This window comes from Solwaraspora sp. WMMD406 (assembly GCF_029626025.1).
In the GTDB taxonomy this organism is placed as follows: Bacteria; Actinomycetota; Actinomycetes; order Mycobacteriales; family Micromonosporaceae; genus Micromonospora_E.
In genome coordinates, this window is the sequence record NZ_JARUBF010000001.1 from 3,847,404 (window position 1) to 3,869,020 (window position 21,617).

Genomic DNA, 21,617 nt, shown 5'->3' on the forward strand with positions numbered 1-21,617 from the left:
TTGATCTATGGAAAGAGGAGTGATCTGGATCACACAAATATTTGTCCGACGGCGCTGGATTCCCGTTTTCGCTGGTTGCGGCCACCCTGCCGCGACCGCGCTCGGTTGCGCTCATCATCGGTCCGGCGTGTCGTCACCCCACATCGCCCCTGGCAACAGGATCGGTTCGGATCGAATCGGATCAGATCACTGTCACTTCACTGACCGGACCCCTGGCGACGCCACCCGGTCTGGCGTCGGCCGGCACCGACGCCGTACCGTGTGCTGACGCCGTACCGTGTGTTGCCCGTTTCTCCCGCGTACCGCCGCTGACCAGCGCGCCTGTCCCGAACCCCGGGTGAGGGCCAAAAACCTTTGTGTGGTTCCTACAAACTGTGGCCAAGGGCTTCGGTGCTCGCGCTATGGCGCCGCCGGCCGGCAGACGGGAGGGTGATCACTGTCGGGAGTCGCATCCGCGACGCGTTGATCGTAGGCCTACCGGAGGGGTCGATCGGGTGTTCAGCCGTGTTGCCATCGTCAACCGTGGAGAGGCCGCCATGCGGCTCATCCACGCGGTCCGGGAGCTGGCTGCCGAGACCGGGACACGAATCGAGACCGTCGCCCTGTACACCGACGTCGACCGAACCGCGACGTTCGTCCGGGAAGCGGACATCGCCTACGACCTGGGTCCGGCGTCCGCGCGACCGTACCTCGACCTGGCGGTCCTGGAACGCGCGTTGGTGCAGACCGGAGCCGACGCCGCGTGGGTCGGCTGGGGCTTCGTCGCCGAGGCCCCGGCGTTCGCCGAACTCTGCGAGAAGGTCGGGGTCACGTTCGTCGGACCCAGCGCGGACGCCATGCGTCAACTCGGCGACAAGATCGGTGCGAAACTGATCGCCGAGGAGGTCGGCGTCCCGGTCGCCCCTTGGAGCCGAGGTGCCGTCGAGACGCTGGACGCCGCGCTGGCGGCGGCCACCGAGATCGGCTACCCGCTGATGCTCAAGGCGACCGCCGGAGGTGGCGGTCGCGGCATCCGGGTGGTCACCAACGAGGCCGAACTCGCCGACGCCTACGAGCGCACCAGCCAGGAAGCGGCCCGCGCGTTCGGCAGCGGCATCGTGTTCCTGGAGCGGCTGGTCACCGGTGCCCGACACGTCGAGGTCCAGGTGATCGCCGATGGTCAGAGCACCGCCTGGGCGCTCGGCGTACGCGACTGCTCGGTCCAGCGACGCAACCAGAAGGTCATTGAGGAGTCGGCGTCACCGGTGCTCAGCCCGGCGCAGGCCGCCGAGCTCAAGGCGTCGGCCGAACGGCTCGCCGTCGCGGTCGGCTACCGGGGCGCGGCCACCGTCGAGTTCCTCTACCACCCGGGCGACCGCATGTTCGCCTTCCTCGAGGTCAACACCCGGCTGCAGGTCGAACACCCGATCACCGAAGCCACCACCGGATTCGACCTGGTCAAGGCCCAACTGCACGTGGCGTCGGGCGGACGCCTCGAAGGCGAGCCGCCGGTGGAACGCGGACACGCCATCGAGGCCCGGCTCAACGCCGAGGATCCCGACCGCGACTTCGCGCCGTCCCCCGGTCGCATCGCCCGGTTGGATCTGCCGGCAGGTCCCGGCATCCGGGTCGACACCGGGGTCAGCGAGGGCGACACCATCCCCGCCGCCTTCGACTCCATGATCGCCAAGATCATCGCGTACGGGCGGGACCGCGACGAGGCACTCGGCCGGCTCCGCCGGGCGATGGCGAACACCACCGTGATCATCGAGGGTGGCGCGACGAACAAGAGCTTCGTGATCGACCTGCTCGACCAGCCCGAGGTGATCGACGCCAGCGCGGACACCGGCTGGATCGACCGGGTCCGTGGCGAGGGTCGGCTCGTCGCACAGCGCCACGTCGCCGTCGCGCTCGCCGCCGCCGCCATCGAGGGCTACGAGGCCGACGAGCACGTCGAACTGCAGCGGCTGCTGGCGACGGCGTCCGGTGGACGCCCCCAGGTACGGCACGCCAGCGGCCGACCCGTGGACCTCAAACTGCGGGGCGTCAGCTACCGCGTACGGGTGGCCCGCACCGGCGCGCACCGGTTCCGGGTCGGCATCGAGGCCGGCGACAGCGTCCACACCGCCGACGTCGAGCTGGACCGCTTCGACCGGCATACCGGACAGATCGTCGTCAACGGTGCCCGCTTCCGCCTGGCGACCGGCACCCACGGGCCGATCCACCTGGTCGAGGTCGACGGGGTGACCCACCGGGTCAGCCGCGACGAGGGCGGCGTGCTACGCGCCCCCATGCCCGCGTTGGTCGTCGCCACCCCGGTCGAGGTCGGTGCCGAGATCGAACAGGGCGCCCCGGTGCTCGTGCTGGAAGCCATGAAGATGGAGACGGTCCTGCGGGCACCGTTCAAGGCCCGACTCAAGGAATGCGCCGTCTCGGTGGGCAACCAGGTGGAGGCCGGCGCGCCGCTGCTGCGGCTCGAGCCGATCGCCGACGACGCCGCCGGTGCGGGCGCGGCGACCGGCCCGGCCGCCGCGACCGTCGAACTGGACATGCCCGTCACCACCCGGCAGATCCCGGCGGTCGAGCGGTCCCGACGCGGCCAGGAAGACCTGCGCGGCCTGCTCCTCGGCTTCGACGTCGACCCGCACGACGACCGCCGGGTCCTCGACGGCTACCTCGCCGCCCGGCAGGCCGCCACCGAGGACGGCTACCGCCCGTTGGCCGAGGAGATCGACCTGATCGAGGTCTTCGCCGACCTCGCCGAGCTGAGCCGCAACCGGCCGGCCGGCGACGACGGCGTCGACAGCCACGGCCAGGGTCACGTGCACAGCGACCGCGAATACTTCCACACCTACCTGCAGAGCCTCGACGTCGAGCGGGCCGGACTTCCCGACGCCTTCCAGACCAAGCTCGCCAAGGCGCTCAGCCACTACGGCGTCGCCGACCTGGAGCGCTCGGCCGATCTGGAGTCCGCCGTCTTCCGGATCTTCCTCGCCCTGCAACGCGCGTCCGCCGACGCCACGGTCGTCGCGACGCTGCTGCGCGCCTGGCTGCGCGAGCCGCCGCCGAGCCTGTCGCTGCACGAGCCCGCGGGTCTGGCGCTGGAACGGCTGGTCGCCGCCACCCAGGTCCGCTTCCCGGTGGTCGCCGACCTGGCCCGTGGCGTGGTGTTCGCCTGGTTCGCCCAGCCGCTGCTGCGGCGCAACCGAGCCCGCGTGTACGCCAAGGTCCGGGCACACCTGCGTCACCTCGACGTGAATCCCCAGTCACCGGACCGCGCCGACCGGATCGCCGAGATGGTCCGCAGCACCGAACCACTGGTCCGGCTGCTCGGCCAGCGGATCGTCCGGGACCACCTCGACAACGCGGTCATGTTGGAGGTGCTGACCCGGCGATACTACGGCAACAAGGGAATCGCCGACATCGGCGTCCGACAGGTCGGCGGGTGCGCGTTCGTGGTCGCCGAGCGGGTCGATTCGAGCGTGGTCAGCGCGGCGGTGGGCTTCGCCGCGCTCGGCACCGCCCTGGACGGGCTCGCCGAATTGGCCAACGGCAAGGAGTCCATCGACGCTGACATCTATCTGGCCTGGGAGAACCAGCCGGACGACTTCGACGCCACGGTGGCGGCGCTGCTGGAGGTCATCACCGCGCACCCGCTGCCGCATCAGGTCCGCCGGGTCACCACCACCATCGCGGGTCGCGCCGGAGCGGTGATGCACCACCACTTCACGTTCCGTCCGTCAAGCCGGGGGATGGTCGAGGAACGGCTCATCCGAGGGCTGCACCCGTACATCGCGCAGCGCATGCAGCTGGAACGGCTGCGCAAGTTCGACCTGACCCGGCTGCCGTCGTCGGACGAAGAGGTCTACCTGTTCCGGTGCGCGGCGCGGGAGAACTCGTCGGACGAACGGCTCGTCGCGTTCGCGCAGGTACGCGACCTGACCCAGCTGCGCGATCACGACGGCCGGCTGGTCTCCCTGCCGACCACCGAGGACACCGTCGCCGCCTGCCTCGACTCGATCCGCCGCGCCCAGTCGCTGCGTCCGTCGAAGACGCGGTTCACCACCAACCGGATCATTATCTACGTCTGGCCGCCGAGCGAACTCACCCGAGCCGAGATGGAGATGATCGCCGAGCGGGTCCGGCCGACGACCGCCGGTGCCGGCCTGGAGGAGATCCTGTTCATCGGCCGTCAGCGCGACCGCAGGACCGGCGAGCTGGCCAAGATCGCCGTACGGATCGTCTTCGACGCCACCGGCGGCGCCCAGCTGAGCGTCGGGGAACCGCCGGTCGAGCCGGTCGAACCACTCGACGACTACCGGCTGAAGGTGCTGCGGGCGAGCAGCCGCAACACGGTCTACCCGTACGAGCTGACCGGCAGGCTCGGCGACTTCGTCGAGCACGATCTCGACGGTGACAACGCGTTGGTGCCGGTCGACCGACCCAAGGGGCGCAACAGCGCGGCGATCGTCGCCGGGGTGGTCACCACGGTCACCCCCCGGCATCCGCAGGGCGTCACCCGGGTCGTGCTGCTCGGTGACCCCACCAAGTCGCTCGGTGCCCTGTCGGAGCCGGAGTGCCGCCGGATCATCGCCGCCCTGGACCTGGCCGACCGGATGCGGGTGCCGCTGGAGTGGTACGCGCTGTCCGCCGGGGCCCGGATCTCGATGGAGTCGGGCACCGAGAACATGGACTGGGTGGCCGCCGCGCTCAAGCGGATCGTCGAGTTCACCCAGGACGGCGGCGAGATCAACATCGTGGTCGCGGGCATCAACGTCGGCGCCCAGCCGTACTGGAACGCCGAGGCGACGATGCTCATGCACACCAAGGGCATCCTGGTCATGACGCCGGACTCGGCGATGGTGCTCACCGGCAAGCAGTCGCTGGACTTCTCCGGTGGCGTCTCCGCCGAGGACAACTTCGGCATCGGCGGCTACGACCGGGTGATGGGCCCGAACGGGCAGGCGCAGTACTGGGCGCCGACCCTGACCGCCGCGCGGGACGTGCTGCTGGCCCACTACGACCACACCTACGTCGCGCCAGGCGAGTCCGCGCCCCGGCGGGCGACCACCACCGACCCGGTCGACCGGGACATCTCCACCTTCCCGCACACGGTCGCCGGCAGCGACTTCGCCACCGTCGGGGAGATCTTCTCCATCGAAGCCAACCCGGACCGGAAGAAGCCGTTCGACATCCGGACCGTGATGCGGGCACTTGCCGACCAGGACCACCCGGTCCTGGAACGCTGGGCCGGGATGGCCGACGCCGACACGGCCGTGGTGCAGGACGTCCACCTCGGCGGCATCCCGGTGTGTCTGCTCGGCATCGAGTCGCGCACCGTGGCCCGCCGGGGCTTCCCACCCACCGACGGCCCGGACACCTACACCGCCGGGACGCTGTTCCCGCAGTCGTCGAAGAAGGCCGCGCGGGCGATCAACGCGGCCAGCGGCAACCGACCGCTGGTGGTGCTGGCCAACCTGTCGGGCTTCGACGGCTCGCCCGAGTCGATGCGCAAACTGCAGCTGGAGTACGGTGCTGAGATCGGCCGGGCGATCGTCAACTTCCGTGGGCCGATCGTGTTCTGCGTGATCTCGCGATACCACGGCGGCGCGTTCGTGGTCTTCTCGAAGGCGCTCAACCCCAACATGACGGTGCTCGCCCTCGAAGGCTCGTTCGCCTCGGTGCTCGGCGGTGCTCCCGCCGCCGCCGTGGTGTTCTCCGGTGACGTGGACGCCCGTACCGCGCGTGACCCGCGGGTACGGGAGCTGCAAGCCCGGGTGGCCGCCGCGTCCGGTACCGACCGCGCCGCGTTGACCGCCGAGCTCGACGAGCTGCGCTCCTCGGTACGGGCGGAGAAGCTGGGCGAGGTGGCCACGGAGTTCGACCGGATCCACAACATCCAGCGGGCCGTCGAGGTCGGCTCGGTGGACGCGGTGATCCGGGCCGCCGACCTGCGTCCACGCGTCATCGAGGTGATCGAGTCCCACCTGGGTCAGGGGTGACCAGGGCCGTCAGGGGTGACCAGGGCCGATGGCGGTCCCTTCCGGACCGCCATCGGTGAACCCGGCTCTCGGAGCGCCGATCGAATCGGTCGGCGGGTGCCGCTCGGTCCCGGTAGGACACGTCCTACCGGGACCGAGCGGCTGATCCGACCGGCATGGCTGATCGGCGACTGATCCGGAGTGATCGTCGTGCTTGGTGCAGATCGGTACGCTCTGCTGACAATCGCCAGTTCGCCGGCCAATGAGCATCAGAAGGCGCAATGCCCGCGAGTCGGCGTTGAGGTCTATTCACAGGCCATCCTGTAGAAGTGCAACCCGATAACACAGGAGATCGTTTCTGTGAAGGTCGCGAGCGGTCTGCGGTAGTCGGTGTGCAGGATCCGCCATGTCTTCAGGTTCGCGACGACCTGTTCCACAACCCAGCGGATCTTGTTGACCTGCCTGTTGTATTCCTTCTGCCATTCCGCGAGCTCGCCACCTTTGGGCTTCTTGTACGGGGTGATCATGCCGTTGCCGACGTAGCCCTTGTCACCGATCCAGTCTCCGGGATTCAGGGTGACGAGGACCCCGGTGTCGTTGATCGCGTACGAGTCGTGGTGGTTGCCGGTGACGGGATCGGAGATCCAGGCGAGCGCGCCGTCGAGGGTGCAGGCGACCTGGACGCTCATGCCCGTGGTCTTGTGCTTGCCGGAGTACAGACAGCGGTGCGTGCGCCATGACCAGCAGGGAAGCAGGGTGCCGTCGACGATGTACTGGTCGGTCGGGCTGAGGTCGTCGGCTGTCGGTACGAACTCCGTCAGCACGCGATCGAGGACCGGGGTGATGCCGGTGACCGCTCGCGAGATCGTCGGCTGGGAGACGCCGTGTGCTTCGGCGATCTCCGCTTGGACGCGGTTGCGACGCATGTAGGTCAACGCGACGACGACAGCGCGGTAGAGACCAAGGACCGGGGGCCACGGCTCCACATCCAGATCCTGGCATTCCGCTCGGACCAGCACGCAGAGGTCGCGGATCTGGTCCGTGGTGAAGCCAGTGGTATGATACATGTTCGGCGGTCCGCTTTTCTTTGTGATGTTGTGTGGTAACTCCATCCTACGGAAGAGCGGATCGTCCTTTTATTGGGGGTCTACTGTAGCGGGTCGGAGGCCTGCTGAATAAGCCTCGTTGTGGACAAAAGGTGAGGATGGCGTTCTCGCGACTACGCCGCTCATTCAGGTCCAAGGGGTCATTCTCGCGATCCTCTTGCCAGACATATTGATCATGTGAATAAATGGCTGCACCAGGCGCTAGGGCGTCCCACCATCAGGGAACGTCGTGCCTCCACGTGAGCGACCGTGACCCCGACGACAGCTCTTTGGACTGTCCCGACCCACTCCGCCGATCCCGCGTGAAGCCTGACATCCGAGGGTGGTCATGCCTGCATGCCCCGATGATCTCCAAGAGATCCATCCCCTGTGGCCGGCGCAGGCAGGAATCTGGCACGCGGTCGCACAGGATCCGGGCGCTCCGACCTATCGTGGTGGCGAATACCTCGACATCGATGGCGCGATCGATGTGGACATGTTCGTCGTCGCGTTGCGCATGGCCGTCGAGGAGACGGACACCCTGCACCTGCGGTTCGGAGAACGCGACGGTGTGCCGTGGCAGGCAACGGGTCCTCCCTCGGCCTGGGAACCGACGCTGCTCGACGTCAGCGACCTCCCGGATCCCGTCGCGGTGGCGACCAGCTGGATGCGAGCCGACGCCGGTCGTCCGTTGGACCTTGCCGGCGGACCGCTGTTCGCCATGGCGGTGATAAAGGTTGCTCAGCGGAGATACTTCTGTTATATGCGCTGTCACCACATCGCGGTGGACAGCGCGAGCGGCGCCCTGTTCATCCGCCGCATCGCGGAGATCTACACCGCCCTGCACGAGGGACGCGAGCCCGGACCCCGATGGTTCGGGTCGCTGCGTGCCCTGCTCGCCGAAGAAGCGGCCTACCTCCGATCCGACGAATTCCTGGTGGACCGACGCTATTGGCGGGAACGTGGGACCGGGCGCCCCGGACCGACCCTGCTCGGTGCGGCACCTCGCCCGCCCACCCGGCCTCCGCTGCGGATCAGCGCGGTGTTGCCGGCCGAGGTGGCCGCCGAGGTACGTCGGGCGGCGGACTCGTCCGGGCATCGGTTGTCCCGCCTGGTGATCGCGGCGGTGGGCGGCTACCTGCATCACCTGCGGGGCGCCCGCGATGTGCTCGTCGGGATGCCGGTCGCCCGCCGGGTGACCCGACTCGCCCGGACGACCCCGGCGATGCTGACCAACGTACTGCCGTTGTGGCTGCGTACGGATCCCGCCGCGCCGATCGGTGACCTGGTGGCCGACACCGCCGCCGAGGTCGACCGGGTCCTGCGCCATCAGCGCTACTGGGGTGAGGATCTGCGGCGCGAGTGGGAAGCCGCAGCCGGTCGGCGACAGCTGTTCACTCCGTCGATCAACGTGATGTCGTTCGACCTGCGGGTCAGCTTCGCCGGTCACCGGGCGACCGTCCACAACGTGTCCCAGCGCCACGTCGAGGACTTGGCGCTGGCGGTGTACGACCGCCGCGACGGTGCGGATCTACGGGTCGAATTCGAGGCTAACCAGGACACGTACGAGCTGGAGACGCTCGACGCGCTGCATCGTGGTTTCGTCGGATTCCTGGAGAACTTCGCCGTGGGGCTGGCCGCCGCCCGTTCACTAGGCCGGGTCGGACTGGGAAAACCCGACGCGGCCGCGCCGGCGGCGGCGCTCGACAGGCCGGTGTCCGGCGGTCCGGTCCTCGGCGGTCCGGTGCTCGACAGGCCGGGGCCCGACCGTCCTCGTCGACCCGACGGCGTGGGGCCGGTCGACGGCGCCACCATCTTCGAGTCGCAGCGGATCGCTGATCCGCAGGCGGTGGCCCTGGTGTACGGCGAACGGTCGACGACGTACGCGCAGCTGGACCTGACGGCGAACCGGCTCGCCCACCTGCTGCTCGACGTCGGGGTCGAACCGGGCCGAATCGTCGCTCTCGCCCTGCCCCGCGACGCGGACTGGTGCGCCGCGATCCTCGCCTGCTGGAAGGTCGGAGCCGGCTACCTGTCGCTCGACCTGGCCTATCCGCGCGCCCGGCTGGACTGGATGGTGGCCGACTCCGCGCCCTGTTGCGTCGTCACCCGCTCCGCCGAGCGGCCACTGCTGCGGGCGGACGGCGTACCGGTGCTCGCCGTGGACGATCTCGCGCCGTTGCTGGCCACCCGCCCGGCCGACCCGCCGGGCATCCGCCGCCGATCCGACGGCCCCGCGTACGTCATGTACACCTCTGGTTCGACGGGTCGACCCAAGGGCGTCGTCGTGCCCCACACCGGTGTGACCGCGCTGGTACGGACGCATCGTGAACGCCTCGGTGCCGGTCCCGGCAGCCGGGTCCTGCAGTTCGCCTCCGCCGGCTTCGACGCCTCGTTCTGGGAGGTGACGATGGGCCTGCTCACCGGTGGCACGCTGATCCTGCCACCGGACGGGGTCCAGCCGGCGGTCACCGATCTCGGTGATCTGCTGCGCGCGCAGGGTGTCACCCACGCGACGCTCCCACCGTCGACGCTCGCGGCGCTCGCCCCCGACGCCATCCCGCCATCGACGGTGCTGATCAGCGCGGGGGAGGCGTGTCCGGAAGATCTCGCCGCGCGGTGGGCCGGTGACCGGACCATGATCAACGCCTACGGTCCGACCGAGGTCACCGTCTGTGCCAGCATGAGCGAGCCATTGACCGGCGTCGGGATTCCCGACATCGGCACGGCACTACCCGGGACCCGGCTGCACGTACTCGACCCTGATCTGCAGCCGGTGCCGGGCGGCATCCAGGGCGAGTTGTACGTCAGCGGCTCCGGCCTGGCCGATGGCTACCTTCGTCAGCCCGGCCTGACCGCGACGCGATTCGTCGCCGACCCGTCGGGCGCGCCGGGAACCCGCATGTACCGCACCGGCGATCTGGTGCGACGCCGTGCCGACGGCAGCCTCCAGTACCTGGAGCGCGCGGACGACCAGGTGAAGATCCGCGGATTCCGGGTGGAGATCGGCGAAGTCGAAACCGTGTTGCGCGACCACCCGGACGTCGCCCAGGCGGCCGTGGTGGCCCGGGTGGAGCAGGGAGAACTCGCGGCCTACGCCGTCGCCGCCCCGGGCCGGACCCCGCAACCCGCCGAGCTACGAGCACACACCGCCCGGCGACTGCCGCCCTACCTGGTGCCCGCCCGGGTCACGATCCTCGCCGACCTTCCCCGAACGCCGCACGGGAAGCTCGACCGCCAGGCGCTACGCGACGGGCCGCCCTCCGTCGCCGACGATCAGGATCCGCCTGTCGCCGACGATCGGACTCCGGGTGCGGTGCAACCGTCCGCGTCACAGGTGTCCCAACTGTGCCGGCTGTTCGCCGAGGTACTCGACGTCTCGGCGGTGGACCCGGACGACAACTTCTTCGAGCGGGGCGGGCACTCGTTGCGCGCGGCACGGCTCATCGCCCGGATCCGCGCCGACCTGGGTGCGCGGCTGACGGTGGCGGCGTTGTTCGACCATCCGACCCCGAGCCGGCTGGCCGGCCAGCTCGACGCGGCGGTGCCGTCGGATGTCGGGCAGCCGTCGCCGGTGACCGTCGCCGCCCCGCTGTCACACGCCCAGGAGCGGTTGTGGATCCTGCACCGCCTCGACCCGGCGGATGTCAGCTATCACGTACCGCTCACCCTGCGCCTGACCGGCGAGGTGGACGTCGCGGCCCTCACCGCCGCGCTGACGGACCTCACCACCCGGCACGCCACCCTGCGTACCGTCGTCGAGGAGACCGAGGACGGCCCCCGCCAGAAGGTCCTCGCTCCGCGACCGATCGTCCTGGACCGGCTGTCGGTGACACCGGCCGAGCTCGACACGGTCGTGGCTGAGGCCGCGCGCCGGCCGTTCGACCTGGCCGCCGAACCACCACTGCGGGCCGCGCTGTTCGTCCTGTCGAACCGGGAGCACGTCCTGTTGCTGTCGCTGCACCACATCGCGGCGGACGGACTGTCTCTCGGCCCGCTGGTCGGTGACCTGGCTGCGGCGTACGCGGCGCGAAGCGGGGGAACCGCCCCAACCTGGCCGCGCACGCCAACGTCGTACGTCGAGCACGCCCGCCGTACCCGCGGCGTCCTGGGCGAAGCCGACGACCCGGCCGGGCGCCTGGGTGCGCTCCTCGGGTACTGGACCTCGGCGTTGAGCGGCCTGCCGGCCCGGATCGATCTGCCCGTCGACCGGGTCGACGCGGATCCGGTGGATCACCGTGGCGACCGGGTGCCGATCATGTTGCCTCCTCGGCTGCACCGGGCGATCCGGGCATTGGCCCAGGAGCGCCGGGCCAGCTCGTTCATGGTCGTGCACGCCGCGATCGCGGCCCTGTTGACGCGACTGGGCGCGGGGAGCGACATCCCGATCGGTACGCCGGTGGCCGGTCGTGGTGACGACGGGGCGCTCGATGACGTCGTCGGCTTCTTCGTCAACACCGTGGTCCTGCGGGTCGACACCGCTGGCGACCCCGGCTTCCGTACGTTGCTGGATCGAGTTCGGGCCGCCGACCTGGCCGCCTACGCCAACGCCGATCTGCCCTTCGACGTTCTGGTCCGGCGGCTGCGACCGGAGCGCGATGGTGCGTCGCAGGTACTGTTCCAGGTTCTGCTGACAGTGGACGAGGCGCCTGTCACCAGGATCACGCTGCCAGGTGTCGAAGCCCGGCTGGGCACCGTCCCGACGGCAACCGCGAAGTTCGACCTGTCGTTCCACTTCAGCGAGGAACACGACGAGGCCGGGGAGCCGGCAGGTGTGACGGGGTACCTCGAGTACCGCAGCGCGGTGTTCGACCGGGACACCGCCGAGTCGATCGCCTCTCGGGCTGGTCGACTGATCGATGCCGTGCTGAGCGCCCCCGACGCGCCGATCGGCGGGCATGACCTGTTCACCGGTGTCGAGCGTCGAGCGCTGGGTCTGGACCTGCCGCCGTCCCGGCCGGCACCGCTTCCCGACCAGACGTTGACGGAGATGTTCCGCGCCACCGCGCGCCGGTTTCCTGAGGCTGTCGCCGTCTCCGATCACACGGCCCGGATGACTTACGCGCAGGTCGACGCCGCCGCGGAGCGGCTGGCCGCCCGGCTGCGCGGCCTTGGCGTCGGCCGTGGGCAGCGGGTGGGTGTCTGGCTGCCGCGTACCGTCGACCTTCCGGTCACGATCGTGGCGGTGTTGCGGTCCGGCGCCGCCTATGTGCCGGTCGACGCGGACTTCCCCGCCGCCCGGGTGATGGCGGTCTTCGCCGACGCGGAGGTCGCGTGCGCGGTGACCGTCCGGAAGCTGGCCGACCACCTGTCTGGCTTCTCCGGGGTGGTCCTGGAGCTCGACGACCAGGTCGCCGGGGCAGGGCCGCGTGTCGCCGGGAAAGGGCCGGCTAGCGCGGTCGTCGGCGGTGGTGACGCTGATGGCGCGGAGCCGCCCGACGATCGAGCCGGCGGTCCCGCGAGCGCGGCCGACGAGGCCTATGTCATCTACACGTCGGGCTCGACCGGTGAACCCAAAGGGGTGTCGGTGTGCCACGCGAACGTGATGGCACTGCTCGCGGCGACCGACCGCTACACCAGGTCGGACGAGCCGGACGTCTGGACGCTGGCGCATTCGGTCGCCTTCGACTTCTCGGTGTGGGAGATGTGGGGGGCGTTCCGGCACGGCGGGCGGCTCGTCGTGCTCGCGTCGCATGTGGTCCGGTCGGCCGACCTGTGGTGGCGGGCGTTGGCGGAGCACCAGGTGTCGGTGCTCAACGTGACGCCGTCGGCCTTCTGGGCGCTCGACGCGATCGACGCGGCGGCCCCTGGTGGCGACCTCGCGGTACGGCTGGTGATCTTTGGCGGTGAGCCGCTGGCCCACGGTCGCCTGGCCGGGTGGATGTCGCGGCACGGTGCCACCACCGAGCTGATCAACATGTACGGGATCACGGAGACGACTGTCCATGTGACACATCTGCCGGTCACCGCCGAGGTGGTGGCTTCCGGCCGGGCGTCGATCGGTGAGCCGCTGCCCGGCTGGCGATGCTATGTGTTGGATGGGTGGTTGCGTCCGGTGTTGCCGGGTGTGGTGGGTGAGTTGTATGTGGGTGGTGTGGGGGTGGGTCGGGGTTATCGGGGTCGGGGTGGTGTGACGGCGTCGCGGTTTGTGGCGGATCCGTTTGTGGTGGGTGGGCGGATGTATCGGAGTGGGGATGTGGTGCGGTGGCGGGTGGGGGGTGGTGTGGAGTTCGTGGGTCGGGTTGATGGTCAGGTGAAGGTGCGGGGTCATCGGGTGGAGTTGGGTGAGGTGGAGGTGGTGTTGGCGCGGTGTGTGGGGGTGTCGGCGGCGGCGGCGGTGGTGCGTGATGGTCGGTTGGTGGGTTTTGTGGTGCCGGTGGCGGGGGTGGTGGTGGATCCGGTGGAGGTGCGTCGGTGGATGGGGGGTGTGGTGCCGGGGGCGTTGGTGCCGTCGGTGGTGATGGTGGTGGATGGGTTGCCGTTGACGGGGAACGGGAAGTTGGATCGTTCGGCGTTGGTGGGGTTGTCGGTGGGGGTGGGTGGGTCTGGGCGGGTGGTGGGGTCGGCGCGGGAGGAGATCGTGGCGGGGGTGGTGGCGGATGTGTTGGGTGTGGGGGAGGTGGGGTTGGAGGAGGGGTTTTTCGAGTTGGGTGGTGATTCGTTGGCGGCGGTGCGGGTGGCGGGTCGGTTGGGTGCGGCGTTGGGGGTGTCGGTGCCGGTGCGGGCGGTGTTCGAGGCGTCGTCGGTGGCGGGTTTGGCGGCGGGGTTGTCGGTGGGTGGTGGGGTGGTGCGTCCGGTGTTGCGTCGTCGGGAGGGTGGGGGGTTGGTGGCGGCGTCGGCGGGGCAGCGGCGGTTGTGGTTGTTGGATCGGTTGGTATCGGGGTCGTCGGCGTATCACGTGCCGGTGGTGGTGCGGTTGCGGGGGTCGTTGGTGGTGGAGGCGTTGCGGGCGGCGTGGGTTGATGTGGTGGGTCGGCATGAGGGTTTGCGGACGGTGTTGGTTGAGGAGGGTGGTGGGTTGTGGCAGCGGGTGGTGGAGGTGGGGTCGGGGGTGGAGTTGGTGGTGGAGTCGGTGGGTGTGGGTGAGGTGGGGTCGGTGGTGGGTGGGTTGGTGGGTGAGTCGTTTGGTGTGGGGTCGTCGGGGTTGCCGGTGCGGGCGCGGTTGTTGTCGGTGGGTGTGGATGAGTGGGTGTTGGTGGTGGTGGTTCATCATGTGGCGGCGGATGGGTGGTCGTTGGGGCCGTTGGTGCGGGATTTGGGGTTGGCGTATGTGGCGCGGCGGGGTGGGGGTGTGCCGGGGTGGGCGCCGTTGCCGGTGCGGTATTCGGATTATTCGGTGTGGCATGAGCGGGTGTTGGGTGAGGTGGGGTGGCAGCGGGAATTTTGGGGTGGGGTGTTGCGGGGGTTGCCGGACGAGATCCCCCTACCCCACGACCGTCCCCGAGGTCAGCTTGGCGTAGCTCCTCACCCCACGGCCGGCGCCGCCGGGAAGGGCCGGCGGCGTTCGCCGGCGGCCGAGGACGAGGCCGACACGGTGCGGTTCACCCTCACGTCCGCGCAGTACGCGTCGGTGGTGGGGTTGGCGCGGCGGTGTCAGGCGACGGTGTTCATGGTGGTGCACGCGGTGGTCGTGGCGCTGCTGACCCGGTTGGGTGCGGGTGTCGACGTGCCGATCGGTACGCCGGTGTCCGGTCGGGGTGATCCGGCGTTGAACGATCTGGTCGGGTTTTTCGTCAACACCCTGGTGTTGCGGGTCGACGTCTCCGGTGATCCCCGGTTCGTCGACCTGGTGGACCGGGTTCGTCGGGTCGATCTGGCGGCCTACGACCACGCGGACGTGCCGTTCGAGGACCTGGTGGAGATGGTCAGGCCGGGGCGGCACCCGGCCCGGCATCCGTTGTTCCAGACCATGCTCACCGTCGACTTCGCCCCCGCGCCCGTGCTCGACCTGCCCGACGTGCGGGCCACCCCCGAGCCGGTCGCCGTCCGACACGTGAAGGTCGATCTGTCGATCTCGCTGTCCACACCTGACTCCTCGGGCGGGGACGCGCGGGCTCGCGGCACCATCACCTATGCCACCGCGCTGTTCGACCGGACGACGATCGAAGGCATCGCCACCCGCTTCGTCACGCTCCTCACCGCGGTGACCGCGGATCCCCAGGTACGCCTGTCGGCGGTCGACCTGTACACCGACGGTGAACGCCGTCTGCTGGACAACGCCAACCAGACCGGACGGCACATCGGCTACCGGACCGTCGTCGAGGAGTTCCACCGGACAGCGCGGCGGTTCCCCGACGCGCCGGCGGTGACCGCCGGCGGGACGACCACGAGCTACGGCCAACTCCGGCGGGCCGCCGAGACCATCGCGGCGTGGCTGATGGCTCGCGGCATTCAACGGGGAGAACTGGTCGCGTTGGCCATGCCGCTCGGCGTGGAGCTGATCGCCGCCATGTGGGGAGTCATGCGCGCCGGCCTGGCCTACCTCCCACTGGACATCTCCGCACCACCGGCCCGCAACCGCGTGATCGTCGACGACGCCGCTCCCGCGCTCACCCTCGACGCGACCGACATCCGTACGGTACTGCGCGACACCGAAGCCGTTGCCACCGAAGTCGTTGCCACGACGGCGCTGCCGCATCCCGCCGACCTGGCCTACGTTATCTACACCTCCGGCTCCACCGGTACTCCCAAGGGCGTGGAGATCGAGCATCGCTCGCTGGCCAACTACGTCGCGTGGGCGGTCGACGCGTACCCCGGCCTGTCCGGTGTGGCCGTGGCGCACTCCTCCCCGGCTGCCGACCTGGCCGTCACCACACTCGTCGCCACCAGCCTGGCCGGTGGCGAGATCCGGGTGGCGGACCTGGCGGACGCCGCCGACGCCACGTTCCTCAAACTCACCCCGAGCCACCTGCAACTGGACCCTGCGTCGGCGCCGACAAGGGACCTCGTGGTGGGTGGGGAGCAGCTGACCGGCCACACCGTGCGCCGCTGGCGGGCCCGTCGGCCGGACCTCACCGTCGTCAACGAGTACGGCCCGACCGAGGCCACCGTCGGCTGCCTGGCCCACCGGATCCCGCCGGGGGCGCCGTTTGGTGATGGTGTGGTCCCCATCGGACAGCCGGTGTGGAACACGATCTTCTATGTGTTGGATGGGTGGTTGCGTCCGGTGTTGCCGGGTGTGGTGGGTGAGTTGTATGTGGGTGGTGTGGGGGTGGGTCGGGGTTATCGGGGTCGGGGTGGTGTGACGGCGTCGCGGTTTGTGGCGGATCCGTTTGTGGTGGGTGGGCGGATGTATCGGAGTGGGGATGTGGTGCGGTGGCGGGTGGGGGGTGGTGTGGAGTTCGTGGGTCGGGTTGATGGTCAGGTGAAGGTGCGGGGTCATCGGGTGGAGTTGGGTGAGGTGGAGGTGGTGTTGGCGCGGTGTGTGGGGGTGTCGGCGGCGGCGGCGGTGGTGCGTGATGGTCGGTTGGTGGGTTTTGTGGTGCCGGTGGCGGGGGTGGTGGTGGATCCGGTGGAGGTGCGTCGGTGGATGGGGGGTGTGGTGCCGGGGGCGTTGGTGCCGTCGGTGGTGATGGTGGTGGATGGGTTGCCGTTGACGGGGAACGGGAAGTTGGATCGTTCGGCGTTGGTGGGGTTGTCGGTGGGGGTGGGTGGGTCTGGGCGGGTGGTGGGGTCGGCGCGGGAGGAGATCGTGGCGGGGGTGGTGGCGGATGTGTTGGGTGTGGGGGAGGTGGGGTTGGAGGAGGGGTTTTTCGAGTTGGGTGGTGATTCGTTGGCGGCGGTGCGGGTGGCGGGTCGGTTGGGTGCGGCGTTGGGGGTGTCGGTGCCGGTGCGGGCGGTGTTCGAGGCGTCGTCGGTGGCGGGTTTGGCGGCGGGGTTGTCGGTGGGTGGTGGGGTGGTGCGTCCGGTGTTGCGTCGTCGGGAGGGTGGGGGGTTGGTGGCGGCGTCGGCGGGGCAGCGGCGGTTGTGGTTGTTGGATCGGTTGGTATCGGGGTCGTCGGCGTATCACGTGCCGGTGGTGGTGCGGTTGCGGGGGTCGTTGGTGGTGGAGGCGTTGCGGGCGGCGTGGGTTGATGTGGTGGGTCGGCATGAGGGTTTGCGGACGGTGTTGGTTGAGGAGGGTGGTGGGTTGTGGCAGCGGGTGGTGGAGGTGGGGTCGGGGGTGGAGTTGGTGGTGGAGTCGGTGGGTGTGGGTGAGGTGGGGTCGGTGGTGGGTGGGTTGGTGGGTGAGTCGTTTGGTGTGGGGTCGTCGGGGTTGCCGGTGCGGGCGCGGTTGTTGTCGGTGGGTGTGGATGAGTGGGTGTTGGTGGTGGTGGTTCATCATGTGGCGGCGGATGGGTGGTCGTTGGGGCCGTTGGTGCGGGATTTGGGGTTGGCGTATGTGGCGCGGCGGGGTGGGGGTGTGCCGGGGTGGGCGCCGTTGCCGGTGCGGTATTCGGATTATTCGGTGTGGCATGAGCGGGTGTTGGGTGAGGTGGGGTGGCAGCGGGAATTTTGGGGTGGGGTGTTGCGGGGGTTGCCGGACGAGATCCCCCTACCCCACGACCGACGCCGTACCGGAGCCACCTCGGCGCGATCCGGCGTGGCCCGGATAACGGTGGACGCGGCACTGCACGCGTCGGTGGTGGCATTGGCGCGGCGGTGTCAGGCGACGGTGTTCATGGTGGTGCACGCGGTGGTCGTGGCGCTGCTGACCCGGTTGGGTGCGGGTGTCGACGTGCCGATCGGTACGCCGGTGTCCGGTCGGGGTGATCCGGCGTTGAACGATCTGGTCGGGTTTTTCGTCAACACCCTGGTGTTGCGGGTCGACGTCTCCGGTGATCCCCGGTTCGTCGACCTGGTGGACCGGGTTCGTCGGGTCGATCTGGCGGCCTACGACCACGCGGACGTGCCGTTCGAGGACCTGGTGGAGATGGTCAGGCCGGGGCGGCATCCGGCCCGGCATCCGTTGTTCCAGACCATGCTCACCGTCGACTCCGCCCCCGCGCCCGTGCTCGACCTGCCCGACGTGCGGGCCACCCTCGAGCCCGTACCGTCCGGCGAGGCCAAAGTGGACCTGTTCTTCGCCTTCACCGAGCGGCGCGACGATGACCGGCCCGCCGGGATGGACGCCGCCGTCCAGTACGCCGCCGACCTGTTCGACCCGGCGACCGCCGACCGGATCGCGACGATGACCACGAAGCTCCTGGCAGCGGTCACAGAGGATCCGTACCTGCCGATCAGCGCCGTCGAACTGGGGGAGTCGGACGAGTCGACAGGGCGACTGACGGGAGTGGTCGCCGGAGAACTCCGTACCGTCGTCGAACGGTTCCGTGCGACCGTCGCCGAACGGCCGTCCGCCACGGCGCTGTGCTGCGGGCCGCGCACCCTGTCGTACCGGGACCTGGGTGAGCGGGTCGACGGCCTGGCCCGACGCATCGGCGCGGCCGGGGCCGGCCGGGAGACCATCGTGGCGATGGCTCTGCCCCGGTCGCCGGAGCTGATCGTCGGACTCCTGGCGACGGTCTCGGCCGGTGCCGCGTACCTTCCGCTCGACCTGGGCCAGCCTGCCGCCCGGACGGCCGCCATCCTCGCCGAGGCGGGCCCGACCGTGTTCCTGGCCGACGCCGGCACCGCCCACCTCGCCCCCGACGGGGTGCGGACCGTTCGCGTGGATGAATCCGGCGATCACCCGGAGGACGATCACCCGGAGGGCGGCCGTCCGCAGGACGGACCCGCTCCGCTGCCGGCGCCGGACCTGGACGCCCTCGCCTACGTCATCTACACCTCAGGCTCCACCGGCAGCCCCAAGGGAGTCGCGGTGAGCCATCGCGCGCTGGCCGCTCTTCTGTCCGGAATTCCCGAACGGATGCCGGTCGAGCCGAACGACCGTGTACTGGCCGTCGCCAGCATCGCGTTCGACATCGCGGGCTACGACGTCCTGGCTCCACTGCTCGTCGGCGCGACCCTGGTCCTGGCGACCGCCGACGACACCAGCGACCCGCACCGCCTCGCCCGACTGGCCGCCGAACACGGCACCACCCAACTCCAGACCACGCCATCGCTGTGGCGGGCTCTGCTGGCGGTCGCTGACGGCTGGCCGCCGATGCGACTGCTCACCGCCGGAGAAGCGCTGCCCGCAGACCTGGCCGAAACGCTGCGCCGCACCGGTACCGGTGCCTACAACCTGTACGGACCCACCGAGGCGACCATCTACGCCACCGCCGCCCAGATCGGCCCGGATCATCCCGACAACTCGATCGGCGGCCCGCTGCCGCACGTCCGGTGCCACGTCCTCGACCACCGGCTGCGACCGGTGCCCATCGGCGTAGCCGGCGAACTCTACCTCTCCGGTGCCGGGCTGGCCCGTGGCTACCTGTACCGGCCCGGTCTGACCGCGACCCGGTTCGTCGCCGAGCCGAACGGCTCGGGCACGCGGATGTACCGCACCGGCGACCTGGTCCGCCGAACAAGCGCCGGGGAGCTCGTCTACCTCGGACGCACCGACGACCAAGTAAAAATCCGCGGGTTCCGGGTGGAGCCGGGCGAAGCCGAGGCCGCGCTGGTCCGTCAACCGACGGTCGCGCAGGCGACCGTGGTGGTGCGACCAGACCGGTCCGGCGGGCCACGGCTGATCGGATACGTCGTACCGACGCCCGGCCTCGACGTCGATCCCGACGCGCTGCGTGCCGACCTGACCGGCATCCTGCCGGACTACCTCGTGCCGTCCACCGTCGTCGTGCTCGCGGAGCTGCCGCTGACCGCGAGTGGCAAAGTCGACCGGCGTCGCCTGCCGGAGCCGCCGGCACCGGCGGTCGCCGGGCGGGCGCCTCGCGACGAAGCCGAGGAACTGATGTGCGGGGTCGTCGCCGCCGTACTCGGACTACCCCACGTCGATCCGGACGCGAACCTCTTCCAGCTCGGCGGCGACAGTATCCACGTCCTGCACGTCGCTCGGGCGGCGCGGGACGCCGGCGTCGCCGTCACGCCCCGGCAGGTGTTCGAGCAGCCGACCGCTGCCGGCCTCGCCGCCCTGGCCCGTACCGCCGGCCAGCGAACGGTCGGCGACGGCGCCGGTGACCCGCCCGGTGCCGGACCGATGCCGATGACGCCGATCGTCCACTGGCTGTACGGCAGAAACGGTCCGATCGACGGCTTCAACCAGTCAGCGATGATCCGCGTTCCACCGGGGCTGCGGATGGAGCACCTGGCGGCCGCGCTCCAGGCCGTCATCGATCACCACGACGCGCTCCGGCTGCGGATCGACGCAGCGCCGACGGCGCCACTGCTGCGGGTTCAGCCGCCCGGCGCCGTCGAGGCCGCGAGTCTGATCAGGCGGATCGCGGATCCTGGTGACGAGTCGCGCCGCAGGACGCTGGCCGCCGAGGGCGAGCGGGCCCGGCGTCGGCTCGACCCCGGTCACGGTGTCACGGTGCAGGCCGTCTGGTGTGACGCCGGGTCCAGCGGTCCCGGAGAACTGTTGCTCGTCGTGCACCACCTCTGCGTCGACGCGGTCTCCTGGCCGATCCTCGTGGCCGATCTCGCCGCCGCCTGGAGAGCGGTCCGTGCCGGGTCGCCGACGTCGCTGCCGATACCTCGTACGGGGCCACGTCGATGGGCGGCCCGCCTCGTCGAACTCGCCACCGACCCGGTCGTGGTGGCTGAGACGGCGGGTTGGGTGGAACTGCTGGATCCGCCCGGCTCGACGTCCGACGCGACGGCGACGTCCGACGCGACGCTGGGCTGCGCGGCGCTGACCGTCGAGCACACCCAGGCGACGCTACGGCACCTGCGTCGAGTCGCGCCCAGCGACATCGCCGCACCGATCCAGGTGGACCTGCCGACGCGGCTGCGCTGCGGAGTGGACGAGATCGTGCTGACCACGACAGCCTTCGCGCTCGCGCGGTGGCGGCAGGAGAACACCGGCGGGCGGAACTCCGCCGTCCTGCTCGACATCGAGCGGCATGGTCGCGACGCGATCGACGACGTCGACCTGTCCCGTACGGTCGGCTGGTTCACCACCCTCGCCCCGGCCCGGCTCGACCCGGGCAGGTGGCGACCGGGCGCGACCGTGTCCGGTCTGCTGCGGGTGACAGAGCAGGTACGGGCGCTGCCGAGCCGGGGCCTCGGCTTCGGACTGCTGCGCTATCTGAATCCCGCCACCGCCACCGAGTTGGCGGCGCTGCCCCGGCCGGAACTGGTCGTCAACCACCTCGGCCGGTACACCGATTCCGCGCCGGATCGTACGGAATGGCGGTTGCTGCCCACCGACGGACCGCTGGTGGCCGCCGCCGATCCGCGACTACCCCTGGCGCACGCCCTGGAGCTGACCACCGCGTTGGTCGACGGACCGGCCGGGCCACGCCTGGTGGTGACCTGGTCGTGGGCCGGCGGCCTGTTCCGCCCGGCCCAGATCGAGCGGCTGGCCGATCTCTGGGACGACTGCCTGGCCGTACTGGTGGTCGACGCGTCGCAGCGGGAAACGCTGGCCGCACCCACGCCGGACCCGCCGGCAGCGCGACCGCCGGACCCGCCGCTGGTGGACCTGCCGCCGGACGAGCTGAATCGTCTCCTCGCCGACTGGAGGCCCTGA

The 21,617-nt window shown here is 70.3% G+C and carries 3 protein-coding genes; 2 read left to right on the top strand and 1 reads right to left on the bottom strand.

All coding sequences use genetic code 11. The features are described 5' to 3' along the window. Positions 1 to 494 precede the first annotated feature (494 nt). On the top strand, positions 495 to 5,981 hold the full coding sequence (locus O7632_RS17070) for a carboxyl transferase domain-containing protein (RefSeq protein WP_278115535.1): 5,487 nt from the start codon (positions 495 to 497) through the stop codon (positions 5,979 to 5,981). Between the two features lie 284 nt (positions 5,982 to 6,265). Here the strand turns inward: O7632_RS17070 and O7632_RS17075 are convergent, their stop codons facing one another. Next, positions 6,266 to 7,027, bottom strand: coding sequence for a transposase family protein (locus O7632_RS17075; RefSeq protein WP_278111118.1), 762 nt, complete (start codon positions 7,025 to 7,027; stop codon positions 6,266 to 6,268). A gap of 367 nt (positions 7,028 to 7,394) precedes the next feature. On the opposite strand from O7632_RS17075, the gene O7632_RS17080 reads away from it, so the two are divergent. Next, a complete protein-coding gene (locus O7632_RS17080) occupies positions 7,395 to 21,617 on the top strand; it encodes a non-ribosomal peptide synthetase (protein ID WP_278115537.1) in 14,223 nt (4,740 codons plus the stop codon).

Bases quoted from the DNA above. Each gene is read 5' to 3' on its own strand.
- O7632_RS17075 (WP_278111118.1), bottom strand. From the start codon at position 7,027: ATGTATCATACCACTGGCTTCACCACGGACCAGATCCGCGACCTCTGC.
- O7632_RS17080 (WP_278115537.1), top strand. From the start codon at position 7,395: ATGCCTGCATGCCCCGATGATCTCCAAGAGATCCATCCCCTGTGGCCG.